The following is a 21,350-nucleotide window of genomic DNA, read 5'->3' as shown; positions in this document are numbered from 1 at the left end:
GAGTCCCGTCCATCACCCTGGATTGCCTCGCTCCGCTCGCAATGACGCCGAGAGAGACGGCGCTGTAACCGCATCGCCGGTGCGCTCCCCTCCCCCTTGCGGGGAGGGGTCGGGGGTGGGGTCTCCGGCGGCAGTCTCGCGCGGGGCACCCCCCTCCCTAACCCTCCCCCACAAGGGGGGAGGGAACACACCGACTTCGCGGCGAGATCGAGAAACAAACCGGTATGAAAACCCGCGACGACATCGCCCGATCTCTCGCCGCCTGCGGCTATATCGCCGACGGCGAGCTGGCGACCGCGATCGCGCTGATGCAGCTGTTGAAGCGGCCGCTGCTGCTGGAGGGGGAAGCCGGCGTTGGCAAGACCGAGGTCGCCAAGGCGCTCGCCTGCGTGCACGGCACCGAGCTGATCCGTCTGCAATGCTATGAAGGCCTCGACCAGAGCTCCGCGCTCTACGAGTGGAACTACCAGCGCCAGCTGCTGGCGATCGAGGCGCATCGCGGCCAGCCGGACACCATCGAGGATCAGATCTTCTCCGAGAAATATCTGCTCGAGCGGCCGCTGCTGGCGGCGATCCGCCGCGCCAAGCCGCCGGTGCTGCTGATCGACGAGATCGATCGCGCCGACGACGAGTTCGAGGCGTTCCTGCTGGAGCTGCTGTCCGACTTCCAGGTCTCGATCCCCGAGCTCGGCACCATCAAGGCGATCAGCATTCCGCATGTGGTGCTGACCTCGAACGGAACCCGTGAGCTATCGGATGCGCTGCGCCGGCGCTGCCTCTACCACTACGTCGACTATCCCGATGTCGACCGCGAGGCGCGCATCATCCTGACCAGGATCGACGGTGCCTCCGCCTCGCTCGCCCTGCAGATCGCGCGCATGGTCGAATCCCTGCGCAAGGAGGAACTGCGCAAGGTGCCCGGCGTCGCCGAGACGCTGGACTGGGCGGCGGCACTGGTCGGGCTCGACGTACGCGATCTCAAGGACCAGCCGGAGATGGTGCATGACACCTTGATGTGCCTGCTCAAGACGCATGAGGACCGCGCGCGCATCACCCGCGAGGTCGCGGCGCGGCTGTTGGGGAAGGTCGCATGAGCTGCTGTGGCGCCACACCCGACCACGAGGACATGGACGCGGTGGCGCGGCTCGTCGCGGGCCGTCTCGGTGCGTTTCTCAAGACGCTGCGCGACAACGGCTTTGCGGTCGGCCTGGCGGAAGGGCAGGACGCGGCGGCAGTGATGCGTGCGGGCTATGCCGATAAGCCCGGCCTGCTGCGCTCGGCGTTCAAGCATCTGTTTTCGGCACGCAAGAGCGAGTGGGATCGCTTCGACGGCCTGTTCGACGCCTTCTGGCTCGGCAGGCGCGTGCGCTCGCGCTCACTGGTCTCCGGCTCGACGGCGAGAGCGAACAGCCCGTCCCTGAAGAGTCTGCAGGATACGAATGCCGCTCAGCCGGAGCCTCACGGCGCGACCGATCAGATTCCCTCTGACGAAACCCCGCGCGACGCGGGCGGCGAGGGCGTGCGCGAAGGCGCCTCGCGCGTCGCCGCCATCAGCGATACCGACTTCCGCAAGCTCGCCGATCCCGACCAGGTCGCGCTGGCGCATGAGGCCGCGGCGCGGCTCGCCAAGGCGATGCGGACGCGATTGACCCGGCGTGATCAGCAGCGGAAGTCGGGCGAGCGGCTCGACCTGCGCCGCACCATCCACCGCAATATCAGCCATGGCGGCGTGCCGATTGCGCTGGTGCACCGGCGACGCAAGCACAAGCCGTTGCGGCTGGTGGTGCTGCTCGACGCCTCCGGCTCGATGAGCCCCTACACCGCGGTGTTTCTGCGCTTCATCCACGGCGTGCTCGACGCCTTTCGCGAGGCCGAGGCCTTCCTGTTTCACACGAGGCTCGCCTACGTCTCCGACGCCATGAAGGAGAAGGACGCCGCGCGGGCGCTCGACCGTCTCTCGATGATGGCGCAGGGCGCCGGCGGCGGGACGCGGATCGGCGAGAGCCTGCAGACCTTCAATCGCTGGCACGCGCCGCGCGTCATCCATTCGCGGACCTGCGTGATGATCGTCTCCGACGGCTACGACACCGGTGATCCCGCCTTGCTCGGCCGTGAGATGGCACAGTTGAGCCGCCGCTGCCGCCGCATCGTCTGGCTCAATCCGATGCTCGGCTGGGACGGCTACGCGCCGGACGCACGCGGCATCAAGGCCGCGCTGCCGTTCGTCGATCTCTACGCGCCCGCGCATACGCTGAATTCGCTGGCCGCACTGGAGCCGTATCTGGCGAGGTTGTGAGGATGGCGAATAGCCTGATCGATCTGACCATAAGGCACTCTGCTACGGCATCGGCAGTGCGCTCCCTCCCCCCTTGTGGGGGAGGGCTGGGGAGGGGGGTACCACGGGCACCGGTGCCAGCCGCCCCCCTCCCTAGCCCTCCCCCACAAGGGGGGAGGGAACAGACTGCCCTCGCGGTTGCACCGCGCCTCTCACGACGACACAGGAGGCAATCATGACGGCAACTGTCGAACTGCTCGATCTCGCCGCGCAGCTCAAGGCCGCCGAGGAAAGCTTCGTGCTCGCCACCGTCGTCCGCACGGTGTCGGTGACGGCCGCGAAGGCCGGCGCCAAGGCGATCATCCGCCCCGACGGCAGCATCGTCGCGGGCTGGATCGGCGGCGGCTGCGCCCGCGGCGCGGTGCTGAAGGCGGCGCGTGAGGCGCTCGCCGACGGCATCCCTCGCATGGTCTCGGTGCAGCCTGAGAACCTGCTCGCCGAGCTCGGCGTCAAGCCGGGCGAAACCAAGGAAGGCGTGCGCTTCGCCGCCAACATGTGCCCGAGCAAGGGCACCATGGATATCTTCGTCGAGCCGGTGCTTCCGCATCCCGCGCTGGTCATTCTCGGCGCGAGCCCGGTCGCGGTCGCGCTCGCCGCGCAGGCCCGGCCGCTCGGCTATCACGTGACGCTGGCGGCGCCGGCGTCCGATCTCGTCACGACACCGCAGGCCGATGTGCTGATCGATGGCTTCGCGCTAGGCCAACCGGCCGGGAGCAGCCGCTTCGTGGTCGTGTCGACGCAAGGCAAGGGCGACGAGGCGGCGTTGCGCGCCGCGCTCGCCTGCGATGCGGCCTACCACGCCTTCGTCGGCAGCCGCCGCAAGATGGACAGCCTGCGCGACAAGCTGATCAAGGACGGCATCGACGCCGGGCTGCTCGACGAGGTCAAGGCGCCGGCCGGGCTCGATCTCGGCGCCATCACGCCGGAGGAGATCGCGATGTCGATCCTGGCCGAGATCACGCAGGTGCGCCGGCGCGGCCAGCGCGGCTGAAGTCCGTCATGGCGCGAGCGGCAGATCGAACGAGACCCTGAGCCCATCCGGCGCGAAGTCGCGCGTGACCTCGCCCTTCAGCGCGGCGCCGAGAATGCGCTCGAACAGCAGCGAGCCGAAGCCGTTGCTCGCAGGCGGGGAGACCTGCGGCCCGCCGTTCTCCTCCCAGGACAGCTTGAGCCGTCCGTCGGCATGGGTCCAGCTCAGCGTCACCTGTCCTGCATCGTTCGACAGCGCGCCGTATTTCACCGCGTTGGTGACGAGCTCGTGCAGCCCCATCGACAGATACAGCGCGACGCCCGGCGGAAGCGGCACGGCCGGGCCGTCGACCGCGACACGGTCGCCTTGCAGCGGCGCCAGCTCGGCGCAGACCAGCTCATCGAGCGCGATCGCCTCCCGGCCGCGATCCAGCGCCAGCGCGTGGCTGCGCGTCAGCGCGGCAATGCGGCCGCGCAGCACCTCGCCGAACTCGGCCAGCGCCGAATCGGCGCGGATGCTGAGCGCGATCACGCTGTCGACCAGCGCCAGCGTGTTCTTGACACGGTGATTGAGCTCATGGACGAGCACGCGATGATGCTGCTCGACCGTGCGCCGCCGCGCATTCTCGGTGCGCAGCGCGATCTCGTCCATCACGATCTCGCTGAGCTCGGTGAGCTGGGCGATGTCGTCGTCGCTCCACGGCCGCGGCTCGTGATCGATGGCGCAGAGCGCGCCGATCACCTCGCCGCTCGGCAGCCGCAGGGGGACGCCGAGATAGGCGATCACGCCGAGAACCGGCACCGCGAGATTGTCCCTCACCAGCGGATGCTCGTTGGCGTCGCTGATCACCAGCGGCTGCGCCGAGGTCACGACGTGCTGGCAGAAGGAGTGGCTGAGCGGCGTCTCGCGCAGCGACGCCCACGGCTCGCACAGGCCGACCGAGCTCTTGAAGAACTGCCGGTCGCGATCGACCAGCGCGATGATCGCCGCCGGGGCCTGCAGCAGCCGCGAGGTCAAACGGGTGACGCGATCGAAGCCCGGCTCCGGCGGCGAGTCGAGCAGCTCGGTCTGCAACAGGGCAGTCAATCGGTCTGGCGCGGAGGCGTCGCGATCGGACGTCATGAAGCTTTCGTCGGTCTGGCGTTCAGCCGGTGATGGGTTGCACGACGGGCCGGGCGGAGCGCAAATCCGGAGCCGGTCGATCGTGCGGCGCAGTGGTATTCGGCTGGAACGAAGCCGGCACGGAGACGAGATGAAACCGTCAACGCGGTCACCGCCGCGCCGCAGGCGCGGGGCGAATCCCGGTTCCACGCAGGTAACCAAGTGGCAGACTATGGCCTGACCAAGGCAAGTTTGGCATTCCGTCGCGGTTCTCTTTGGTATGCATTATACCCGTCAGCCGCCCTTGACCGCACCCGCCGTCAGGCCGGCCACGATCTGCCGCTGCGCGAACACGGTCAGCAGCAGCACCGGCAGGGTCACGATCAGCGCGGCCGCCGCGAGCGGCCCCCAGGAGAGCTGATCGAACGAGATCATGTTGTAGACCGCGACCGGCAGGGTGCGGGTCTCGCGCCCGGCCAGCACGATGCCGAACACGAAATTATTCCAGGAGAAGATCACCGCGAGGATGAAGGCGACGGCGAGGCCGGGCTTCGCCACCGGCAATGCCACGTGACGGAAAACCTGCCAGCGTGTCGCGCCATCGATCCGCGCGGCTTCCTCGAGCTCGATCGGCGTGGTCTCGAAATAGCCGATCATGATCCAGATCACGATCGGCACGGTGACGACGAGATGGATGATGATCTGCGGCCACAGCGTGCCGAGCAGGCCGAGCCACTGGAACAAGAGGAACAGCGGGATCAGATAGGACAGGCCCGGCGTGATGCGCGCGATCAGGATCACGATCGCCGATTTGTGCGCGGCCATGCGGGCGATGCCGTAGCCGGCGGGCACGCCGACCAGCATCGCCAGCGCCGTCGCGCCGCCGGTCACCAAGAGGCTGTTCCTGAAGTAGGTGAAGAAACGGTTGGACGACAGCACGTCGGCATAGTTCTTCCAGGCGAAGTGTTCCGGCCAGAACACCGGCGGATAGGCGGCGTTGTCGACCTCGAACTTGACCGACAGCGAGATCATCCAGAGGAAGAACAGGATCGCCGGCGAGACGATCAGGAAGACGCCGAGCGCAAGGGCGAGCCGGCCGAGGATGGTCTGCGCGCTCATGTGTCGCTCCCCAGCGCATTCCACTGCGCGCGCCGGCGCAGCATCAGCAACAGTGCGGTCAGCGCCACGATCAGCGCGAAGAACACCACCGCGATCGCCGAGGCATAGCCGAGGTCGTAATAGACGAAGGCGACGCTGTAGAGGTAGAGGTTGATGGTCTCCGACGCCGAGCCCGGACCGCCTTGCGTGATTGCGAAGATGATGTCGAAGCTCTTGATCGCGTCGATGGCGCGGATCATCGCGGCGATGAACAGGAACGGCATGATCAGCGGCAGGGTGATGTAGCGGAACATCTGCCAGGTGCTGGCGCCGTCGATCTGCGCGCTCTCGTAAGGTTCGGTCGGCAGCGAGGCGATGCCGCCGAGCACGATCAGCATCACCAGCGGCGTCCATTGCCAGGTCTCGACCAGCACCAGCGACGGAATCACGGTGGCCGGATGGAACACCCAGAGCTGCGGCGGCAGGCCGACGAGCGACAAGAGATAGTTCAGGATGCCGAGCTGCGGGTGGAACATCATCGTCCACACCAGCGCGATCGCGACCGGTGTCGCCATCATCGGCATGATGAACAGCGCGCGCAACAGCCCGCGTCCGGGGAAACGCGCATGGAAGATCACCGCCGCGAAGGTGCCGAGCACCAGCGGCAGCAGCACGGAGAGAGCCGTGTAGGACAGCGTGTGCCCGACCGACTCGACGAAGCGCGGGTCGGCCGGCAGCCGGATATAGTTCGACAGCCCGACGAAGGTCGTGGGCGAACCGACCTTCCACTCCTGGAAGCTCATCCAGATCGTGAACAGCCAGGGAAAGATGATCACCGCGAGCACGATGACCAGCGCCGGCACCACGAACGGCCAGTAGGACGGCGGTCGCAATGCACGTTCCGGCGCAGCAGTGTCCGCTGCCGCGCCGGCCTGTTCGACGATCGTGCTCACGCTTTCTCGCTGCGCTCCAGGATCGGGCGGAACTGCTCGTGCGCCTTCTTCAGCTCGGTCGCGGGATCGGCGCCCGACAGCGTGGCGGTCAGCGCCGCGCCGACGAGATCGCGGAATTCGGCGACGGGAATGATCACAGGCAGGCCGAGCTTGCTGATCTTGCCGGAGTCGATCGCCGACTGCAGCCACTCCTTCGGCATCTTCACGCCGCCCTGCACCCCGGGGTCGTTGAGCACCGAGTTGCGGAACGGCACGCCGCCGCCGGCCTGCACCAGGCGGGCGCCCTGCGGCTTCGACACCAGCCACTGGCACAGCAGCCAGGCGGCTTCCTTGTTCTTGCTCGCAGCCGCAATGCCGATGCCGTCGCCATAGGTCGCCGAGTACTGTCCCTTCGGTCCGGCGGGCACCACGGTGTAGCCGACCTTGCCGACCACGCGCGAAGCATTGGGATCCTCCAGCGGCGGCGCCCAGCCGACGCCGTCGATCCACATCGCCGAGCGCCCTTGCGTGAACGAGGCCATCGACTCCATCCAGTTGAAGCCAGCGACGCCCGGAGGCGCGCAGGTCGTCAGCAGCTTCTGATAAAGCTTGGTGGCTTCGATGGCTTCCGGGCCGTCGGTCAGGATGTTGCCCTTGGCGTCCAGGAACTCGCCGCCATAGTTGAGGAAGAAGTTGGTCCACAACGTCATGTTGGCGTTGCGCAGGCCGCGGCCGACGAAGCCGAAGATGCCGTCCTTGGCATCCGTCAGCTTCTGCGCCGCCGTGACCATCTCGTCGAGCGTCTTCGGCACCTCGATGCCCTTCTTCGCGAACAGCTCCTTGTTGTAGTAGAGGATGAAGTAGTCCACCGACCACGGCAGCGAGAACATGCGGCCCTTGTCGTTGCTGGCGTAACTCAGGCCGGCGGCGGAGAAATCGCTCTGCACGAGGTCCGGCGCGGTGAGGTTCGGATCCTTCATCATGTCGGTGATGTCAGCGAGCCAGCCGGCCTTCTCGAACTGCCGCTTCTGCACGTGATAGCTGAGATGGACGACGTCGAAGCTCGGCTTGCCCGACGACAGTTCGATCACGACCTTCTGCCGCTGCTGCTGCTCCGGGATCTGCTCGGATTCCACCTCGATGCCGGTCAGTGCGGTGAATTCCTTGATGTTCTTCTGCAGATTGTCGCCGCGCGGCCCCTTGGCGAGGATCACCTCGAGCCTGGTGCCGGCATATTTCTTCCACTGCGGCTCCGACCAGGCGGGCTGGCCGGTAAGCGCAAGCGCGCCTGCTGCTGCCGTACCCGCAAGCATGTTGCGGCGCGTGATCGCGGTCATCATATCCTCCCAGAAGACTTTTTGTTTGGTCGTGAAGTGTAGCGCGATCCAGCGACGCTGCAACAGCATGGTGCCCGTTCGGCTGGGGATGCGACGACAGCGCGTGGTGCGCCGCGGCAATCCGTTATGCGCCCGATGCGGCGGTGAAATCCGCCCGCTCCAGCAGCCACGAGATTGCAAAGCCTGCCACGAGTCCCCAGAACGCCGCGCCGATATTGAGCAGGGGTACGTCGGCCACGGTGACGAGGAAGGCGATCAGCGCGCCGAGGGAGAAGTTGGTCCTGAACGCGGTCACGAACGCGGTCTGCAGCACGCGCAGCATGGCGAGGCCCGCCAGCGCGGTGATCAATGATTTCGGCGCGATCAGCAGCAGCGTGGTGAAGGTCGGCGCCAGCAGGCCGAAGCCGAGCGCAAGCACGCCCACCACCATCGCCGCGGTATAGTGGCGCTTGCGCTCGCCGCCGGAGACGACGATCGCGTTGGTCGGTCCGGTCAGGCAGGTCGACACGCCGCCCACGACAGCCGCGAGCGCCGAGCCGATGCCGCAGGCGACGGTCACCACATTGACCGGCGGCTTGTGGCCGGCAGCGGTCAGCACCGCAAAGCCCTGGCCGTTCTGCACCACCAGCACGGTGACCGCGAGCGGCACGATCAGCTCGATCATGGCCGCGAGCGACCAGGATGGCGTCGGGATCACCGGATGGATCAGCGCGATCTGCAGCGAGGCATTCTGATCATACTTGCCGAACAGGAGAGCCGCGAGCGTGCCGATGACGAGCGCGCCGATGATCGGCGGGCAGCGCCGGCCCAGCGCAGGGAGTGCGGTCAGCAGCAGCCAGAGCACGACCATCGGCCCGGCGATGGCGAAGTCGGTGAACACGGCGCGGACGAGATCGAGGCCGAAGCGCAGGAATACGCCAGCGACCATGCCCATCACGATCGGCATCGGCACCAGTTGCATCGCGCGCTTGACCCAGCCGGTGAGCCCGAGCACCAGCATCAACAGCGCGGTGCCGTAGAAGGCGCCGACCACCTGCGGGAAGCTCAGATGCGTCAGCGACTGGCCGACCAGGACGGTGCCCGGAATGGTCCAGAACAGCACCAACGGCTCGCGATAGCGCCACGACAGCGCGAGCGTGATCAGCCCGTTGATGAAGAACACGCCGAAGATCCACGACGCGATCTCCGCCTGCGACAGCCCGCCATTGGCGCCGACCGACAGGATGATGGCGACCGGCCCGGTAATCGCGAACAGCCAGCCGATGAAGCCGTGCGAGGCATACAGCGGGCCGAAATCGCTGATGATCTGGCCGAGGCCGGGCGGCGGGGCCGCGGGGCGTTCGATGGCGCTGAACATGGAGGGGCGGGGCTCGGTGTGTGTTCTTGTTGTTGTCCTTGGCGTCGTAGGGGATGTTTTGGCCGAACGGGACGAGCTGTGCAAGGCGTTGGGCTGATCGGCGGATTACGCTTCGCTAATCCGCCCTACGGGTTTTGAGCGTAGGGCGGATTAGGCGAAGCCGTAATCCGCCGCAAATCTTGAATCCATACATCCTCAGCGAGTAGGCTTACGTCGGTCATCTCGACGCGGACCATGCTCCATGCCCAACTATCGACGCGCATTCGTTCCGGGCGGATCCTGGTTCTTCACCGTGAACCTTCTCGACCGACGTCAAGCTCTGCTGATCGAGCACATCGACGTCCTGCGGTCTGCCGTCGCCGCTACCAGGCGCCGTTTTCCGTTCGAAATCGATGCCTTTGTCGTGATGCCGGATCATCTTCATGCGGTCTGGACTTTGCCTCCCGAAGATGCGGATTTTTCAACGCGTTGGCGCTTGATCAAAAGCCGTTTCGCACGAGCGCTTCCAAAGACGGAGTACCTCAGCGCCGCTCGGATAGCGAACCAGGAACGCGGCATCTGGCAGCGCCGGTTTTGGGAGCATCTCATTCGCGACGAGGAAGATTATGCCCGGCACGTGGAGTATTGTTACACCAATCCGGTGAAGCATTCGCCTGGTAAGTCGAGTGGAGGACTGGCCGCATTCGTCCTTCCACCGAGACGTGCGTGAAGGAGTATTTCCGCAGATTGGGCTGGCGATGTCGATGTGAACGGGACTTACGGCGAGCGTTGACCGGATCAGGCTGTCTTGAAACTCTCGCGCTGGACAAGGGCGGATTACGCTGCGCTAATCCGCCCTACGGGTTTGAGCGTAGGGCGGATTAGGCGAAACCGTAATCCGCCGCGTCTCTCCGCGTCAGTGTCCGTTCGGTCCAGCGCGTGCCCGTCGCCCAAATCACGCTTCTCTCCGCAAGTCCTGTCCAGCCCTTCGGATAAAAATAAATCGCTGGAGGTTTCGCCAAATCAGCATTATGGTCCGGGCCGTTCCGTTGCGTCGGAGGGGACGTATCGCGGTCGTCACGGACGTCGGCAGCGGAATGCGATGGGCGGGTCGGGTCGCAGCGTGGCGGATGCCGCGCCGACGAACGATCCGGCACGCACGGTCAAGTCGCACGGTCCTGACACCCCGACGCTGGTGTCACGCCTGTGTCGGCGCTCACGCGCCGCGCGGGCAACGGTGGCCAGAAAGCCCGGTGCACCGGGGAGACTGCGAAGCAGCCGTAAAGCCATCGCGCAGGGAGGGCCGGGTGTGTTCGGCCAGACCTGTGGTACCTGCCGCCTGCATTTTTTTAGCAGGCGGGCCACGGGCGCGGCCAGCGCCCGGCCTTCCCTGCGCCCTCCACCAAGAGGGCGATGCTGTGATCAAAGCTCGGACGCAACACGCGCCGCGAGATCGCGGAGGCTTATGCGCAAGTCCTGTCGGATGTTGTCCTGATGAAAGATACCACAGGCGTCATTGCGAGCGGAGAGAAGCAATCCAGGATCCTTCAGAGGAGGCAGTCTGGATTGCTTCGTCGCTGCGCTCCTCGCAATGACGGGAGTGTGGGGCAGGCCCTTTGCCCAAACACCAGCGTCATCGCCCGGCTTGCCGCCTTCGCTGAAGCTGCGGCGCGCCCAAAGTGCTCTTGGCCGCGTCAAAGCCGAAGGCGAAGACGGGACCGGGCGATCCAGTAAAGGGAGATGGCTGTGATTGATCGAGGCGCCGCGGCGTACTGGATTCCCCGCTTTCGCGGGGAATGACAGTGGAATTTGATGATGACGTTCTTGCCGTACGAGAGACGATATCAGTCGAACAGGCTCGACACCGACTCTTCGGCAGCGGTTCGCCCGATCGCCTCGGCGATCAGCGGCGCGATCGGCAACGTGCGGATGTTCGGCGCGTTGCGGACGGCTTCGGTCGGCATGATGGAGTCAGTGATGACGAGCTCCTTCAGGCGCGAGGAGGTGATGCGGCTCGCCGCTCCACCGGAGAGCACGCCGTGGGTGATGTAGGCGTAGACGTCCTTGGCGCCGTGCTTGAGAAGCGCATCGGCCGCGTTCACCAGGGTGCCGCCGGAGTCGACGATGTCATCGACAAGGATGCAGGTGTGGCCGGAGACTTCGCCGATCACGTTCATGACCTCGGACTCGCCGGGACGCTCGCGGCGCTTGTCGACGATGGCGAGCGGCGTGTTGATGCGCTTGGCGAGGCCACGCGCGCGCGCCACGCCGCCGACGTCGGGCGATACGACCATGAGGTTGGAGAGATCGAACCGATCCTTGATGTCGCGCACCATCAGCGGCGAAGCATAGAGATTGTCGGCCGGGATGTCGAAAAAGCCCTGGATCTGCAAGGCATGCAGGTCGAGCGTCATGACGCGGTCGACGCCGGCATGGGTGATCAGGTTGGCGACGAGCTTGGCCGAGATCGGCGTGCGCGAGGCAGATTTTCGATCCTGCCGCGCATAGCCGAAATAGGGCACCACGGCGGTGATGCGGCGCGCGGAGGCGCGGCGCAGCGCATCGGTGATGATCAGGAGCTCCATCAGCAGGTCGTTCGCCGGATAGGACGTCGATTGAATGATGAAGACGTCGGAGCCGCGGACGTTCTCCTGGATCTCGACGAAGATCTCCATGTCGGCGAAGCGCCGGACCACCGCCTTCGTCAGCGGCAGCCCGAGCTCAGCGGCGATGCCGGCGGCGAGAGCCGGATTGGAGTTGCCGGCGACGAGTTTGATGGAGCCGTTCTTGGCCGACATCGTGAATTCTCCTCGCGTCTCGCTGGAGACCTTGTTCAGCATATCGGGCTATCCATGGAACCGGCAGTTTTGCACGGGCGAGGTGATATCAAGGACACCGCGCGCATGGCAACCCGCCGCAAGTGTTTTTCCCGGTCAAACGGCTGTTTTTCCCGGTCAAAAACGGCGCAAAATGCGCCTCCTTGCCTAACGGTCGGTGTAGCCGAGGGCCGCGACGCTGGTGCCGCCGGACGCCGGCGATGCGGGCTCGGCCACGGCGACCGCAGGGCCGCGGGTGGCCGGTGCCACCGGGGGCGCGCCGTCGACGGGCGCGGTGCCGTTCAGCATGTTCGAAAGTCCGCTGAAGCCGGCCTGCGCGATTTTCCGAAGCACCATGTCGTCGACATTGTTCCACGGATCGCGGCCGCCGCGTCCGACCGGCTCTTCGCCCGACAGCCGCAGCGCGCGCTGCTGATTGCGATCGTAGACGTCGAACACCCAGGCGATCACGCCCTTGCCGCCGACGACCTGGGCGGAGAGATAGGTGCGGACACGATACGCTGCAGGGGCCTCGCGCGACACGATGGCGAGGCTGCGCAGCTTGGACTCGCTGTCGAGCACGCTGACCATGCGGTCGAAGATTTGCGGTGGCGGGCCGTCGATCTGCTCGAAGGCGATCGTGGCGTTATCCGATGCAGGCGCCATCGCGTAGGCGTTGGACGGACCGCCGCTGGTCGCGCAGCCGCCGAGCGCTGCAGCGGACGTGATCAGCAAAACGGCAACGCAGGCGTGCTGCGCAGCGCGGCTGATCCGTCGAAGTGGTGTCGGCGCTCCCCTCATCGTCGGGAGCGATATCGTTAAAATCGATTAACGTCTAGGTCGCGGCTGCCACAGATTGGGACAGAGTGCATTCAGTTGTACAGAAAGGGTTAAGCAATCCACATGCGGCCACAATCGCGCCCAGCTTCAGCCTTCGAGCATGATGGCATGGACGTGCCGGCCATAGTCCGGCTCGCTGCGATGGACCGAGCGGCGGTAACTGAAGAAGCGCTCGTCGACATAGGTGTCGAGGCCGATATCGTCGATCAGCAGCACGCCGGCGTTTTCCAGTCGCATCCGGATGAAGCCGGCCAGGTCGAACATCGCGTGGCCGTCGCGCGCCGACGGCAGGAAGAAGCGCGCGTGCTCGGCGTCGTCGTCGAGGAAGCGCGTGACGAACTCGGCGCCGACCTCGTAGCTCGGCTGGCGGATCAGGGGGCCGATCGCGGCAATGATCCGGCCGCGCTCTGCGCCGAGCTCCTCCATCGCCTGCAGCGTGGCTTCGAGCACGCCGGTGAGCGCACCTTTCCAGCCGGCATGCGCCGCGCCGATGACGCGCCTGTGGGGGTCGACGAACAGGATCGGCCCGCAATCGGCCGTGGTGACGCCGATCGCGAGATTCGGCGTCGCGGTCACCAGCGCATCGGCCTTCGGCCTGACGGGGCTGTCCCAGGGCCCGGTCGCAACCACGACGTCGGGCGAATGAATCTGGTGCAGGCTGAGGAACTGGTCGGGCGCGACGCCGAGATGGGCGGCCATGCGGCGGCGGTTTTCCCGGACGTTCTCCGGCACGTCATGCGATCCGAGCCCGCCATTGAGGCCGGCATAGATGCCGTCGGAGACGCCGCCCTCGCGGGTGAAGAAGGCGTGGCGCAGGCCAGGGACCGCGGACATCACATCCGATGATACCAGCATCACGCGCCTCCCGTCTTCTCGTTGGTGTGCTCGTCGCTGATGCCCGCCAGCACCGGAATGGCCGGATCGGAGATGCCGAGCACCTTGAACAGCGACCCCATTCCGCCGCGGCCGCCGCCGGTCAGGCGCTTCAGCCCGCTCGCGATGTCCTCCGAGACTTCCGGCGAGGCCTTCTGCATCAGGGTCAGCGCGCGGGTTTCGATGCCGAGCCGCTGCAGGAACTCGCCCTGCGTGACCGGGCCGTGAACGCGCGCGCCGACGGCTTCCGCGGCCCGCGCCAGCGCGTCGAAATCGACATGGGCGGTGATGTCGGCAAGCCCCGGCGTCTTCAGGGGATCGGCGAAGCTATGGCGGGCGATGGCCTGGAAGGTGTCGCCGACGTCGCTGCGCACATGGCCGTAATCGATGATGACGGCGGCGCCGCGCTCGTCGCGGATGCGCCTGGCGATGGCCATCATCTCCATGTTCGGCCGCCATTCGAAGATCGCGCCGGCCGGCGCGGCGCGCACCAGCGGCGGCAGCAGCAGCTCGAAGCCGGGCGTTAGATCCGCGGCCGCGCCGTAGACGAAGTTCTCCTCCTCGTCGAGCTCGACCACGCGCTCGTGCCAGCCGGTTTCGCGCCTGATCATCTGGTGGATCGGCAGCACGTCGAAATACTCGTTGGCGAAGATGACGCTGGGGCCCTCCGGCACCTCGTCGAAGCTCTCGTGCCAGTTGATGTTGCGCAGGCCGGTCAGCGTCGCCTTCTGCTTTTCGCGCAGGACAGGATTGACCTCGACCAGGTGGACCGAGATCGTCTGGTACAGCGGCGGCAGCACGCGCAGCGCCCGCAGCGCATCCGACATCATGGTGCCGCGGCCGGGTCCCAGCTCGATCAGCCGGAATTGCTGCGGCGATCCCGTCGCCTTCCAGATCGAGGCCGCCCACAGCCCGAGCAGCTCGCCGAACATCTGGCTCACTTCGGGGGCGGTGGTGAAGTCGCCCTCGCGTCCGAGCGGATCGCGCGAGACGTAGTAGCCGTGCTCCGGATGCATCAGGCACAGCTCCATGTAGCGCCAGACCGGCATCGGGCCGGACGCCTTGATCAGCCGCTTGATCTCGGTGTGGAGCGGAGAGGTTTCGATCACGGATTGGCCTGCAGCGGGGGAGTGGCTTGACGACTCTCAGGCCTGCGGAGCGCCCGCGCCACCAGGATGGCGCCGATGATCAGCATCGGCACCGACAGCACCATGCCCATGGTCAGGCCACCCCAGAGAAAGCCCAATTGCTTGTCGGGCTCGCGGAACAGCTCGCTGGTGATGCGCGCCACGCCGTAGAGGGTGATGAAGCTGCCGAGGATCAGGCCGGGCCGTTTCAGCGCGCCGAACCGGATCATGATCGCCAGCACGATGAACAGCACGATGCCTTCGAGGCCGGCCTCGTAGAGCTGGCTCGGATGGCGCGGGAGGTGGGTCGGATCGCGCGGGAAGATCATCGCCCAGGGAACGCTTGCATCGGCGGCACGGCCCCACAGCTCACCATTGATGAAATTGGCAATGCGGCCGAGCAGCAGGCCGATGGGTGCGACCGCGGTGGTGACGTCGCCGAGCGAGATGATCGGCAGGCCGTTGCGGCGGGCGAACCAGATCACGGCGAGCACACAGCCCATGAAGCCGCCATGAAACGACATGCCGCCGTTCCACAGTTGGAAGATCTCCAGCGGGTGCTCGATGAAGAACGGCAGGTTGTAGAACAGCACGTAACCGGTGCGGCCGCCGAGGATGATGCCGATCGTGACCCACAGGATGAAGTCGTCGAGCTGGACCAGCGACACCGGCGCCGGGCCGCCCCACAGCCGCTCCTTCTTGAGCAGCGAGCGCGCGTAAAGCCAGCCGATGACGATGCCGCAGATATAGGCCAGCGCGTACCAGCGGATCGCGAACGGGCCGATCGCGATCGCAACCGGATCGAACACGGGGAAATCGATGAGGAGAGGCGTCATTCACTGGCTTTCGTGGGCACGGCGTCCCGCTTCCGGAAGCCCGCGGGCGATGCGGGCTTCGAACGAGCTCCGCCACATGAACGGGCGCGGCGCGATGTGATCTCAGGGCTGCTCATACCAGCGCCGCGGGCCGGCGCAACAAGTACGATGACAAGGAAACCAAGGCATGACAAGACGGCCCATCTTGCGGGCGGCGACAGGGATCGCCATTCTGTCTTCCATCATCGTGCTCGTCGCGGGACGCGGAGTTTCTCACATGACTCAGACCAACAACCGGTTTTTCGACGAACTCGGCCGCCTGATGAACGATGCCGCAGGTGCCGCCCAGGGCATGAAGCGGGAGGTCGATTCCGTCATCCGCAACCAGGCGGAAAAGATCCTGAACGACCTGGACATCGTGAAGCGCGAGGAGTTCGAGGCGGTCAAGGACATGGCTCGGCTCGCCCGCGAGGAGAACGAGGCGCTGAAGGCGCGGATCGCGGCGCTGGAAGCCAAGCTGGGTGGCGCGGCCGGCACGCCGCCGGGCGCCGGCAGCGCGGACGGCTGACGCCACGGCCGGGTCGCCGTGGGACAAGAGGGGCCGGCGGCCCCTTCATTTCCTTGTCATTTCCGCAGTTTGCCGCTAGAACGCCGCCACGTCCGCGGCCCCCGCACCCCTGGAGGCTTGCCGAAGGACGTCCAGCAACGGGCCGCATTGCGGCCTTTAACTTTTTAAAACAAGGACTTAACACGATGGCGACCGTCAGAGAACTGAAGGCGACCGCCCGTCCGTCAGTCGGCAAGGGGGCCGCACGGGCAGAGCGTCGCGCCGGGAGAGTGCCCGGAGTGATTTATGGAGACAACCAGCCCCCGCTGCCGATCTCGGTGGAAGACCGCGAGCTGCGCCAGCGCATCCTCGCAGGCCGGTTTCTGACCACGATCTTCGACGTCACCCTCGACGGCAAGAAGCACCGGGTGATCCCGCGCGACTTCCATCTCGATCCGGTCAAGGACTTCCCGATCCACGTCGACTTCATGCGGCTCGGCCAGGGCGCGACCATTCGCGTCAGCGTGCCGCTGCACGTGGTGGGCTCGGAAGGCGCGCCGGGCGTGAAGCGCGGCGGCACCGTCAACATCGTGACCCACACGCTCGACCTCGAGTGCCTCGCGGAGAACATCCCGCAGTTCATCGAGGCCGACGTCAGCGCGCTCGAGATCAACCACTCGCTGCACATCTCCGACGTCAAGCTGCCGACTGGCGTGAAGACGCTGTCGCGCGACGACGCGACGCTCGTCACCATCGTGCCGCCGTCGGGCTATGGCGAGGAGCAGAAGGCTGCTGCTGGCGCTGCCGCGGCTCCCGCCGCTGCTGCTCCGGCTGCCGCTGCGAAGGCTCCCGCGGCCGCGGCCAAGGCGCCGGCTGGCGGCGACAAGAAGAAGTAAGCCGTTCCGCTTCTGGGAAGCGCGGGCGGGTCCCGTGCTTCCCGAAGCGACGGCGGGTGCGGATGCCGCGTCATGCTGCTGTTTGTCGGCCTCGGCAATCCCGGCGCGAAATATGCGCGCAACCGGCACAATATCGGCTTCATGGCCGTTGACGAGATCGCGCGGCGTCACCGCTTCTCGCCGTGGCGGCGCAGGTTTCAAGGCGAGACGTCCGAAGGCACACTCGACTCCGAGCGCGTCATTCTCCTGAAGCCGACCACCTATATGAACGAATCCGGCCGCGCGGTGCAGGAAGCGGCCAGCTTCTTCAAGCTCGGCGTCGGCGACGTCACCGTGTTTCAGGACGAGCTCGAACTGCAACCGGGCAAGCTGCGCGTGAAGGTCGGCGGTGGCATTGCTGGTCATAACGGACTGCGTTCGATCTCGGCGCATCTGGGCAACGACTACCGCCGCGTCCGGCTCGGCATCGGCCATCCCGGCGTCAAGGAGCTGGTGCATGGGCACGTGCTGTCGGACTTCGCCAAGTCCGACATGCCGTGGGTCGAGGCGTTGTGCGAGGCGGTGGCCGACAATGCTGAATTGTTGACCGGCAAGCGCGACTCCACCTTCGCCAACAAGGTGCATCTGGCGCTGCAGGCCAAAGGTTTTCTGGACAAGGGCGACGCCGGCGCCGCGTGAGCGCTTCGGGCGTTGTCCAAAAGGATGCGGGACGGGTCATGGGATTCAAATGCGGGATCGTCGGGTTGCCCAACGTCGGCAAGTCGACGCTGTTCAACGCGCTGACGGAGACGGCGGCCGCGCAGGCGGCGAACTATCCGTTCTGCACCATCGAGCCGAATGTCGGCGAGGTCGCTGTGCCCGATCCGCGGCTCGAGAAGCTCGCGGCGATCGCCAAGTCCGGCCAGATCATTCCGACGCGGCTCACGTTCGTGGACATTGCAGGCCTCGTGCGCGGTGCCTCCAAGGGTGAGGGCCTCGGCAACCAGTTTCTTGCCAACATCCGCGAGGTCGATGCGATCGCGCATGTCGTCCGCTGCTTCGAGGATTCCGACATCACCCACGTCGAGGGCAAGATCGCGCCGCTCGCCGACATCGAGACCATCGAGACCGAACTGATGCTGTCCGATCTCGACAGCCTCGAGAAGCGGGTCGACAACCTCTCCAAGAAGGCAAAGGGCGGCGACAAGGACGCCAAGGAGCAGTACGAGCTCGTCACCCGTGCTCTCGTGCTGCTGCGCGACGGCAAGCCGGCGCGGCTGCTGGAGCGCAAGCCCGAGGAGGAGCGCGCCTTCGGCATGCTCGGACTGCTCACCTCCAAGCCCGTGCTCTACGTCTGCAATGTCGAGGAAGGCTCGGCCAAGGACGGCAACAGTTTCTCACAGGCGGTGTTCGCGCGCGCCAAGGAAGAGGGGGCGGTCGCGGTCGTGATCTCGGCCAAGATCGAGTCCGAGATCGCGACGCTGTCGCGCGAGGAGCGGGTGGATTTCCTGGAGACGCTCGGGCTCGAAGAGGCTGGTCTCGATCGGCTCATCCGCGCCGGCTATCAGCTGCTCGACCTGATCACCTACTTTACCGTCGGTCCGAAGGAAGCGCGCGCCTGGACCATTCACCGCGGCACCAAGGCGCCGGCGGCGGCTGGCGTCATTCACACCGACTTCGAGAAAGGCTTCATCCGCGCTGAGACCATTGCCTATGCCGACTATGTCGCGCTCGGCGGTGAGGCTGGCGCGCGCGAGGGCGGTAAGCTGCGCCTCGAAGGCAAGGAGTATGTCGTCGCCGATGGCGACGTGATGCACTTCCGCTTCAACAACTAAGGCCGCATGGGCGGCTACATCCGCCCCTGTTCGCGGATTGCGCCGAGGTGCTCGTTGATGCGGAAGACGATCAGCACGAACTCGGCGATGATGCGCGAGAACACCATGCCGACGATGATGCCGGCGAGCGACGACAGCAGCATCAGGAAACCGCCGAACGGGCTGATCGCCATTTCGGAGAGGCCCGTGAAAATGCCGCGAATTCCCGACAGGATGATCAGCGCAATCACGAGCCAATAGAACGTCTTGATGATGGTGGGCGTGATGAAGCGGTCCCACTGGAACAAATCGCGAAATTCCAACATCCTGATCCCCCGGCCAGTCCGAATCGGTCGTCAAATCCGTCTTTAAGTCGTGCTCGAATTGCGCGCCAGACGGCATCGGCGGCAGCCGAATTCATTCCGGTATATGGCGCCTTCTGGCACTCTCTTGCGACTGGACCGGGCGTCAGCCATGCGAGCGGCCCGGTTGTGATTGCTGCAAAGTGCGGCCACAATCGGGCTTCTTTCAGCCATTCCCAACCTCATGACCCTCACCTTCGAAGATTTTCCGCAAGGCCCGTTCGGCAGCTTCGGCCCGCGACACGTCACCCGCGATGAGATCATCGCCTTCGCGTCTGAGTTTGATCCGCAGCCGATGCATCTGGACGAACTGGCCGCCTCGCAGTCGATGCTCAAGGGCCTGTCCGGCTCGGGCTGGCACCTCTGCTCGCTGATGATGCGCATGATGTTCGACGGCTTCATCGGCCGCACCGCCTCGCTCGGCTCGCCGGGCGTCAACGAGGTCAGGTGGTTGTCGCCGTTGCGTCCTGACGATGAGCTGATGCTCGATGTGGAGGTTCTGGAAGCGCGGGTGTCGCGGAGCCGGCCGTCGACGGGGATCGTCACCTTCAAGTGCAGCGTGCGCAACGAGGCGGGCTTGAGACTTTGCGAGATGGTCTCTCCGATCATCGTCGAGCGCCGCGAGAGCCGCGAGCAGGTGGGCTGATGCGCTTCTTCGAGGATCTTCAGGCTGGCCAGCGCCGCGAGCTCGGCTCCTACACGTTCACGGCCGATGAGATTAAGCGCTTCGCCGTTCAATTCGATCCGCAACGCTTTCACCTCGACGAGGAAGAGGGGCGCCGATCGCTGTTCGGCGGGCTCGCGGCATCGGGATGGCACGTCGGCTCCGTCTGCATGAAGCTGATCGTCGCAGACAACCAGCGTCTCCTGGAGATCGCGCGCTCGCGCGGCGAGCCGGTCGTTCTCGGAGGTCCTTCTCCCGGCTTTCGTGAGCTGCGCTGGCACAAGCCGGTGCTTGCAGGCGATACGATCAGCTTCTCGAGCGAGATTGATTCGCTTCGCGAGTCGGCCTCGCGCCCCGAATGGGGCATCCTGCAAGCGCGCAACACCGGCATCAATCAGCGCGGCGAGCTGGTGTTCTCGGTGCTTGCGTCGGCCTTTGTCCCGAGGCGGAACAACGGTTGAGGCGAAAAGGTCACGCTTCGTAGGATTGTCGGCACGGAACGAAGTTCGCGCTAACGCATTCTGAACTCGGACTCTATAAGACAGCCAATCAGGGATCAGGATGTGGGGGATGAGTATGGCAGATCGCGGTGGTCTGAAACTCCTCGGCTTTATCTTTGCCAGCGTGACGCTCGCGGTGATGCTTGCGACGGGGATGGTCGTGAAGGGCTATGCCGACGGTTCTTACTCGCTGGAGACGTCAGCGACGATCAACGAGTAGCGCCTTAACTACTCGTTAACCAGAACGGACCGGGCGGTCCTGTTCGCAGAGGCGGTCTAGCGGCTCCAGATGAGCACCATGACCGCCATGGCCACCAGCAGCAATCCGACGAAGCGGACCATGATGATCCCGATCCGCTGAGGCTCAGGCCTCAGGGGAATCGGATCGGTGTTGTCTGGCCGGATCGTTTCCATGAAAGCGACACCCCCCTGACGCAACCTGCCCGCCGCGAGAGCGGCGGGAGTTGGTCGCGGGAGGGCCGCGGCGCGTTCAAGGACGTGGCGCTGCAAAGACGAAAACCGCCGCGCGATGGTTCGCACGGCGGTCCGCTTCAAGCTCCGGAAAGAACGATCAGCTGCTGCGCAGGCCGTCGGCGGCGCGCTTCCACTGCGTCACGTTCTCGGCGATGGCCCGGGTCGACTTCATCGCCGCCTGGCTGAGCTGCGCATAGCTCGCGATCTCGCGCTGCACCCGCTGGCCCTCGGCATGCAGCAGCTCGCGCAGGCTCTCGAGCTCCCCGATCAGGTTCTCGATCTCCGACAGCGAGGTGCCGGCGACGCGCTGGATCAGCGTGGTGACGCTGTTCACCGCTGCATCGGCGTCGATCGAGGCCTCGGCCGTGGCGGCCGCGTTGGGGCGGCGCAGATAGGCGATATCGTTACGGACGAAATCACGAATGCCGGCCTCGACTTCGGAGACCGCGGCCAGATCCGTATCCAGCTCGGCTTCAGTTCCATCGATCTTGTCCGGACGAATGACATTCATCGGCTATTTCCTCATTTCGCGTT

23 protein-coding genes and 1 pseudogene are annotated in these 21,350 nt (G+C 65.8%); 11 read left to right on the top strand and 13 right to left on the bottom strand.

Annotated features, from left to right (window positions below):
• The first annotated feature begins 224 nt into the window (after positions 1-224).
• The 3 genes from ACQR10_RS19420 to ACQR10_RS19410 all read left to right on the top strand — a co-directional run bounded on the left by ACQR10_RS19420 (position 225) and on the right by ACQR10_RS19410 (position 3,326).
• On the top strand, positions 225-1,094 hold the full coding sequence (locus ACQR10_RS19420; protein WP_316217521.1) for an AAA family ATPase: 870 nt from the start codon (positions 225-227) through the stop codon (positions 1,092-1,094).
• Positions 1,091-2,296 carry a vWA domain-containing protein gene (locus ACQR10_RS19415; protein WP_316217520.1) on the top strand — a complete coding sequence of 402 codons (1,206 nt, stop codon included), beginning with the start codon at positions 1,091-1,093 and terminating at the stop codon, positions 2,294-2,296. The genes ACQR10_RS19420 and ACQR10_RS19415 overlap by 4 nt, the downstream gene beginning before the upstream one ends.
• Positions 2,297-2,510: 214 nt before the next feature.
• On the top strand, positions 2,511-3,326 hold the full coding sequence (locus ACQR10_RS19410; protein WP_316217519.1) for an XdhC family protein: 816 nt from the start codon (positions 2,511-2,513) through the stop codon (positions 3,324-3,326).
• Between the two features lie 6 nt (positions 3,327-3,332).
• Here ACQR10_RS19410 and ACQR10_RS19405 read toward each other — a convergent pair whose 3' ends face one another.
• The 5 genes from ACQR10_RS19405 to ACQR10_RS19385 form a co-directional block, all read right to left on the bottom strand.
• Entirely contained in the window at positions 3,333-4,427 is a 1,095-nt protein-coding gene (locus ACQR10_RS19405; protein ID WP_316217518.1) for an HWE histidine kinase domain-containing protein, read from the bottom strand.
• Positions 4,428-4,700: 273 nt separating this feature from the next.
• The gene (locus ACQR10_RS19400) at positions 4,701-5,525 is read right to left on the bottom strand and encodes a carbohydrate ABC transporter permease (RefSeq protein WP_315803265.1); all 825 of its coding nucleotides are present in this window, start codon (positions 5,523-5,525) and stop codon (positions 4,701-4,703) included.
• Positions 5,522-6,457 carry a carbohydrate ABC transporter permease gene (locus tag ACQR10_RS19395; protein WP_316217517.1) on the bottom strand — a complete coding sequence of 312 codons (936 nt, stop codon included), beginning with the start codon at positions 6,455-6,457 and terminating at the stop codon, positions 5,522-5,524. The genes ACQR10_RS19400 and ACQR10_RS19395 overlap by 4 nt, the downstream gene beginning before the upstream one ends.
• The gene (locus tag ACQR10_RS19390; protein ID WP_316217516.1) at positions 6,454-7,773 is read right to left on the bottom strand and encodes an ABC transporter substrate-binding protein; all 1,320 of its coding nucleotides are present in this window, start codon (positions 7,771-7,773) and stop codon (positions 6,454-6,456) included. The genes ACQR10_RS19395 and ACQR10_RS19390 overlap by 4 nt, the downstream gene beginning before the upstream one ends.
• A 124-nt stretch (positions 7,774-7,897) precedes the next feature.
• Positions 7,898-9,130, bottom strand: coding sequence for a benzoate/H(+) symporter BenE family transporter (locus tag ACQR10_RS19385; RefSeq protein WP_316217515.1), 1,233 nt, complete (start codon positions 9,128-9,130; stop codon positions 7,898-7,900).
• 241 nt (positions 9,131-9,371) lie between these two features.
• Here ACQR10_RS19385 and ACQR10_RS19380 point away from each other — a divergent pair.
• Positions 9,372-9,902: pseudogene (locus tag ACQR10_RS19380) on the top strand (REP-associated tyrosine transposase).
• Positions 9,903-10,953: 1,051 nt separating this feature from the next.
• Here the strand turns inward: ACQR10_RS19380 and ACQR10_RS19375 are convergent.
• The 5 genes from ACQR10_RS19375 to lgt form a co-directional block, all read right to left on the bottom strand.
• Positions 10,954-11,907 (bottom strand): ribose-phosphate pyrophosphokinase, encoded by a 954-nt coding sequence (locus ACQR10_RS19375; protein WP_315803270.1) that lies wholly within the window; start codon positions 11,905-11,907, stop codon positions 10,954-10,956.
• Positions 11,908-12,093: 186 nt separating this feature from the next.
• On the bottom strand, positions 12,094-12,726 hold the full coding sequence (locus tag ACQR10_RS19370; RefSeq protein ID WP_316177552.1) for a hypothetical protein: 633 nt from the start codon (positions 12,724-12,726) through the stop codon (positions 12,094-12,096).
• 126 nt (positions 12,727-12,852) lie between these two features.
• Positions 12,853-13,599 carry a peptidoglycan editing factor PgeF gene (gene pgeF, locus ACQR10_RS19365; RefSeq protein WP_410051439.1) on the bottom strand — a complete coding sequence of 249 codons (747 nt, stop codon included), beginning with the start codon at positions 13,597-13,599 and terminating at the stop codon, positions 12,853-12,855.
• A 20-nt stretch (positions 13,600-13,619) separates the two neighbouring features.
• Entirely contained in the window at positions 13,620-14,747 is a 1,128-nt protein-coding gene (locus ACQR10_RS19360; RefSeq protein ID WP_316217513.1) for a class I SAM-dependent methyltransferase, read from the bottom strand.
• The gene (gene lgt / locus ACQR10_RS19355; RefSeq protein WP_315803274.1) at positions 14,744-15,601 is read right to left on the bottom strand and encodes a prolipoprotein diacylglyceryl transferase; all 858 of its coding nucleotides are present in this window, start codon (positions 15,599-15,601) and stop codon (positions 14,744-14,746) included. Before lgt ends, ACQR10_RS19360 begins: the two co-directional genes overlap by 4 nt.
• 256 nt (positions 15,602-15,857) lie before the next feature.
• Between lgt and ACQR10_RS19350 the strand changes: the two genes are divergently transcribed.
• The 4 genes from ACQR10_RS19350 (at position 15,858) to ychF (ending at position 18,837) form a co-directional block, all read left to right on the top strand.
• Positions 15,858-16,148, top strand: coding sequence for an accessory factor UbiK family protein (locus tag ACQR10_RS19350; RefSeq protein ID WP_315714079.1), 291 nt, complete (start codon positions 15,858-15,860; stop codon positions 16,146-16,148).
• Positions 16,149-16,333: 185 nt separating this feature from the next.
• Entirely contained in the window at positions 16,334-17,023 is a 690-nt protein-coding gene (locus ACQR10_RS19345; protein WP_315803275.1) for a 50S ribosomal protein L25/general stress protein Ctc, read from the top strand.
• 72 nt (positions 17,024-17,095) lie between these two features.
• Positions 17,096-17,701 carry an aminoacyl-tRNA hydrolase gene (gene pth, locus ACQR10_RS19340; protein WP_316177557.1) on the top strand — a complete coding sequence of 202 codons (606 nt, stop codon included), beginning with the start codon at positions 17,096-17,098 and terminating at the stop codon, positions 17,699-17,701.
• A 38-nt stretch (positions 17,702-17,739) separates the two neighbouring features.
• Positions 17,740-18,837 (top strand): redox-regulated ATPase YchF, encoded by a 1,098-nt coding sequence (ychF, locus tag ACQR10_RS19335; protein ID WP_315803277.1) that lies wholly within the window; start codon positions 17,740-17,742, stop codon positions 18,835-18,837.
• 14 nt (positions 18,838-18,851) lie between these two features.
• Here ychF and ACQR10_RS19330 read toward each other — a convergent pair whose 3' ends face one another.
• Entirely contained in the window at positions 18,852-19,142 is a 291-nt protein-coding gene (locus ACQR10_RS19330) for a DUF4282 domain-containing protein (protein WP_315714083.1), read from the bottom strand.
• A 220-nt stretch (positions 19,143-19,362) separates the two neighbouring features.
• On the opposite strand from ACQR10_RS19330, the gene ACQR10_RS19325 reads away from it, so the two are divergent.
• The 3 genes from ACQR10_RS19325 to ACQR10_RS19315 all read left to right on the top strand — a co-directional run bounded on the left by ACQR10_RS19325 (position 19,363) and on the right by ACQR10_RS19315 (position 20,562).
• A complete protein-coding gene (locus ACQR10_RS19325; protein WP_315803278.1) occupies positions 19,363-19,824 on the top strand; it encodes a MaoC family dehydratase in 462 nt (153 codons plus the stop codon).
• Positions 19,824-20,303, top strand: a complete 480-nt coding sequence (locus ACQR10_RS19320; RefSeq protein WP_316217511.1) for a MaoC family dehydratase — start codon at positions 19,824-19,826, stop codon at positions 20,301-20,303. The genes ACQR10_RS19325 and ACQR10_RS19320 overlap by 1 nt, the downstream gene beginning before the upstream one ends.
• A gap of 109 nt (positions 20,304-20,412) precedes the next feature.
• Positions 20,413-20,562 (top strand): hypothetical protein, encoded by a 150-nt coding sequence (locus ACQR10_RS19315; protein ID WP_315714401.1) that lies wholly within the window; start codon positions 20,413-20,415, stop codon positions 20,560-20,562.
• Between the two features lie 56 nt (positions 20,563-20,618).
• Here the strand turns inward: ACQR10_RS19315 and ACQR10_RS19310 are convergent, their stop codons facing one another.
• Together ACQR10_RS19310 and ACQR10_RS19305 are read right to left on the bottom strand one after the other, a co-directional pair.
• Positions 20,619-20,756, bottom strand: coding sequence for a hypothetical protein (locus ACQR10_RS19310; protein WP_315803280.1), 138 nt, complete (start codon positions 20,754-20,756; stop codon positions 20,619-20,621).
• Positions 20,757-20,913: 157 nt separating this feature from the next.
• Entirely contained in the window at positions 20,914-21,327 is a 414-nt protein-coding gene (locus tag ACQR10_RS19305; RefSeq protein WP_315714086.1) for a hypothetical protein, read from the bottom strand.
• Positions 21,328-21,350: the final 23 nt, after the last annotated feature.

Source organism: Bradyrhizobium sp. HKCCYLRH2060 (assembly GCF_051168135.1).
In the GTDB taxonomy this organism is placed as follows: Bacteria; Pseudomonadota; Alphaproteobacteria; order Rhizobiales; family Xanthobacteraceae; genus Bradyrhizobium.
The sequence above is the reverse complement of the archived record's forward strand: the minus strand, read 5'-3'. Positions and strand labels throughout refer to the sequence as shown.

What these genes read in the sequence shown, in the direction of transcription:
- lgt (WP_315803274.1), bottom strand. Translation starts at nt 15,601, where the DNA reads ATGACGCCTCTCCTCATCGATTTCCCCGTGTTCGATCCGGTTGCGATC.
- ACQR10_RS19420 (WP_316217521.1), top strand. Translation starts at nt 225, where the DNA reads ATGAAAACCCGCGACGACATCGCCCGATCTCTCGCCGCCTGCGGCTAT.
- ychF (WP_315803277.1), top strand. Translation starts at nt 17,740, where the DNA reads ATGGGATTCAAATGCGGGATCGTCGGGTTGCCCAACGTCGGCAAGTCG.
- ACQR10_RS19410 (WP_316217519.1), top strand. Translation starts at nt 2,511, where the DNA reads ATGACGGCAACTGTCGAACTGCTCGATCTCGCCGCGCAGCTCAAGGCC.
- ACQR10_RS19320 (WP_316217511.1), top strand. Translation starts at nt 19,824, where the DNA reads ATGCGCTTCTTCGAGGATCTTCAGGCTGGCCAGCGCCGCGAGCTCGGC.
- ACQR10_RS19405 (WP_316217518.1), bottom strand. Translation starts at nt 4,427, where the DNA reads ATGACGTCCGATCGCGACGCCTCCGCGCCAGACCGATTGACTGCCCTG.
- ACQR10_RS19385 (WP_316217515.1), bottom strand. Translation starts at nt 9,130, where the DNA reads ATGTTCAGCGCCATCGAACGCCCCGCGGCCCCGCCGCCCGGCCTCGGC.
- ACQR10_RS19325 (WP_315803278.1), top strand. Translation starts at nt 19,363, where the DNA reads ATGACCCTCACCTTCGAAGATTTTCCGCAAGGCCCGTTCGGCAGCTTC.
- ACQR10_RS19350 (WP_315714079.1), top strand. Translation starts at nt 15,858, where the DNA reads ATGACTCAGACCAACAACCGGTTTTTCGACGAACTCGGCCGCCTGATG.
- ACQR10_RS19400 (WP_315803265.1), bottom strand. Translation starts at nt 5,525, where the DNA reads ATGAGCGCGCAGACCATCCTCGGCCGGCTCGCCCTTGCGCTCGGCGTC.
- ACQR10_RS19370 (WP_316177552.1), bottom strand. Translation starts at nt 12,726, where the DNA reads ATGAGGGGAGCGCCGACACCACTTCGACGGATCAGCCGCGCTGCGCAG.
- ACQR10_RS19305 (WP_315714086.1), bottom strand. Translation starts at nt 21,327, where the DNA reads ATGAATGTCATTCGTCCGGACAAGATCGATGGAACTGAAGCCGAGCTG.
- ACQR10_RS19310 (WP_315803280.1), bottom strand. Translation starts at nt 20,756, where the DNA reads ATGGAAACGATCCGGCCAGACAACACCGATCCGATTCCCCTGAGGCCT.
- ACQR10_RS19315 (WP_315714401.1), top strand. Translation starts at nt 20,413, where the DNA reads ATGAGTATGGCAGATCGCGGTGGTCTGAAACTCCTCGGCTTTATCTTT.
- ACQR10_RS19415 (WP_316217520.1), top strand. Translation starts at nt 1,091, where the DNA reads ATGAGCTGCTGTGGCGCCACACCCGACCACGAGGACATGGACGCGGTG.
- pth (WP_316177557.1), top strand. Translation starts at nt 17,096, where the DNA reads ATGCTGCTGTTTGTCGGCCTCGGCAATCCCGGCGCGAAATATGCGCGC.
- ACQR10_RS19345 (WP_315803275.1), top strand. Translation starts at nt 16,334, where the DNA reads ATGGCGACCGTCAGAGAACTGAAGGCGACCGCCCGTCCGTCAGTCGGC.
- pgeF (WP_410051439.1), bottom strand. Translation starts at nt 13,599, where the DNA reads ATGTCCGCGGTCCCTGGCCTGCGCCACGCCTTCTTCACCCGCGAGGGC.
- ACQR10_RS19330 (WP_315714083.1), bottom strand. Translation starts at nt 19,142, where the DNA reads ATGTTGGAATTTCGCGATTTGTTCCAGTGGGACCGCTTCATCACGCCC.
- ACQR10_RS19375 (WP_315803270.1), bottom strand. Translation starts at nt 11,907, where the DNA reads ATGTCGGCCAAGAACGGCTCCATCAAACTCGTCGCCGGCAACTCCAAT.
- ACQR10_RS19390 (WP_316217516.1), bottom strand. Translation starts at nt 7,773, where the DNA reads ATGACCGCGATCACGCGCCGCAACATGCTTGCGGGTACGGCAGCAGCA.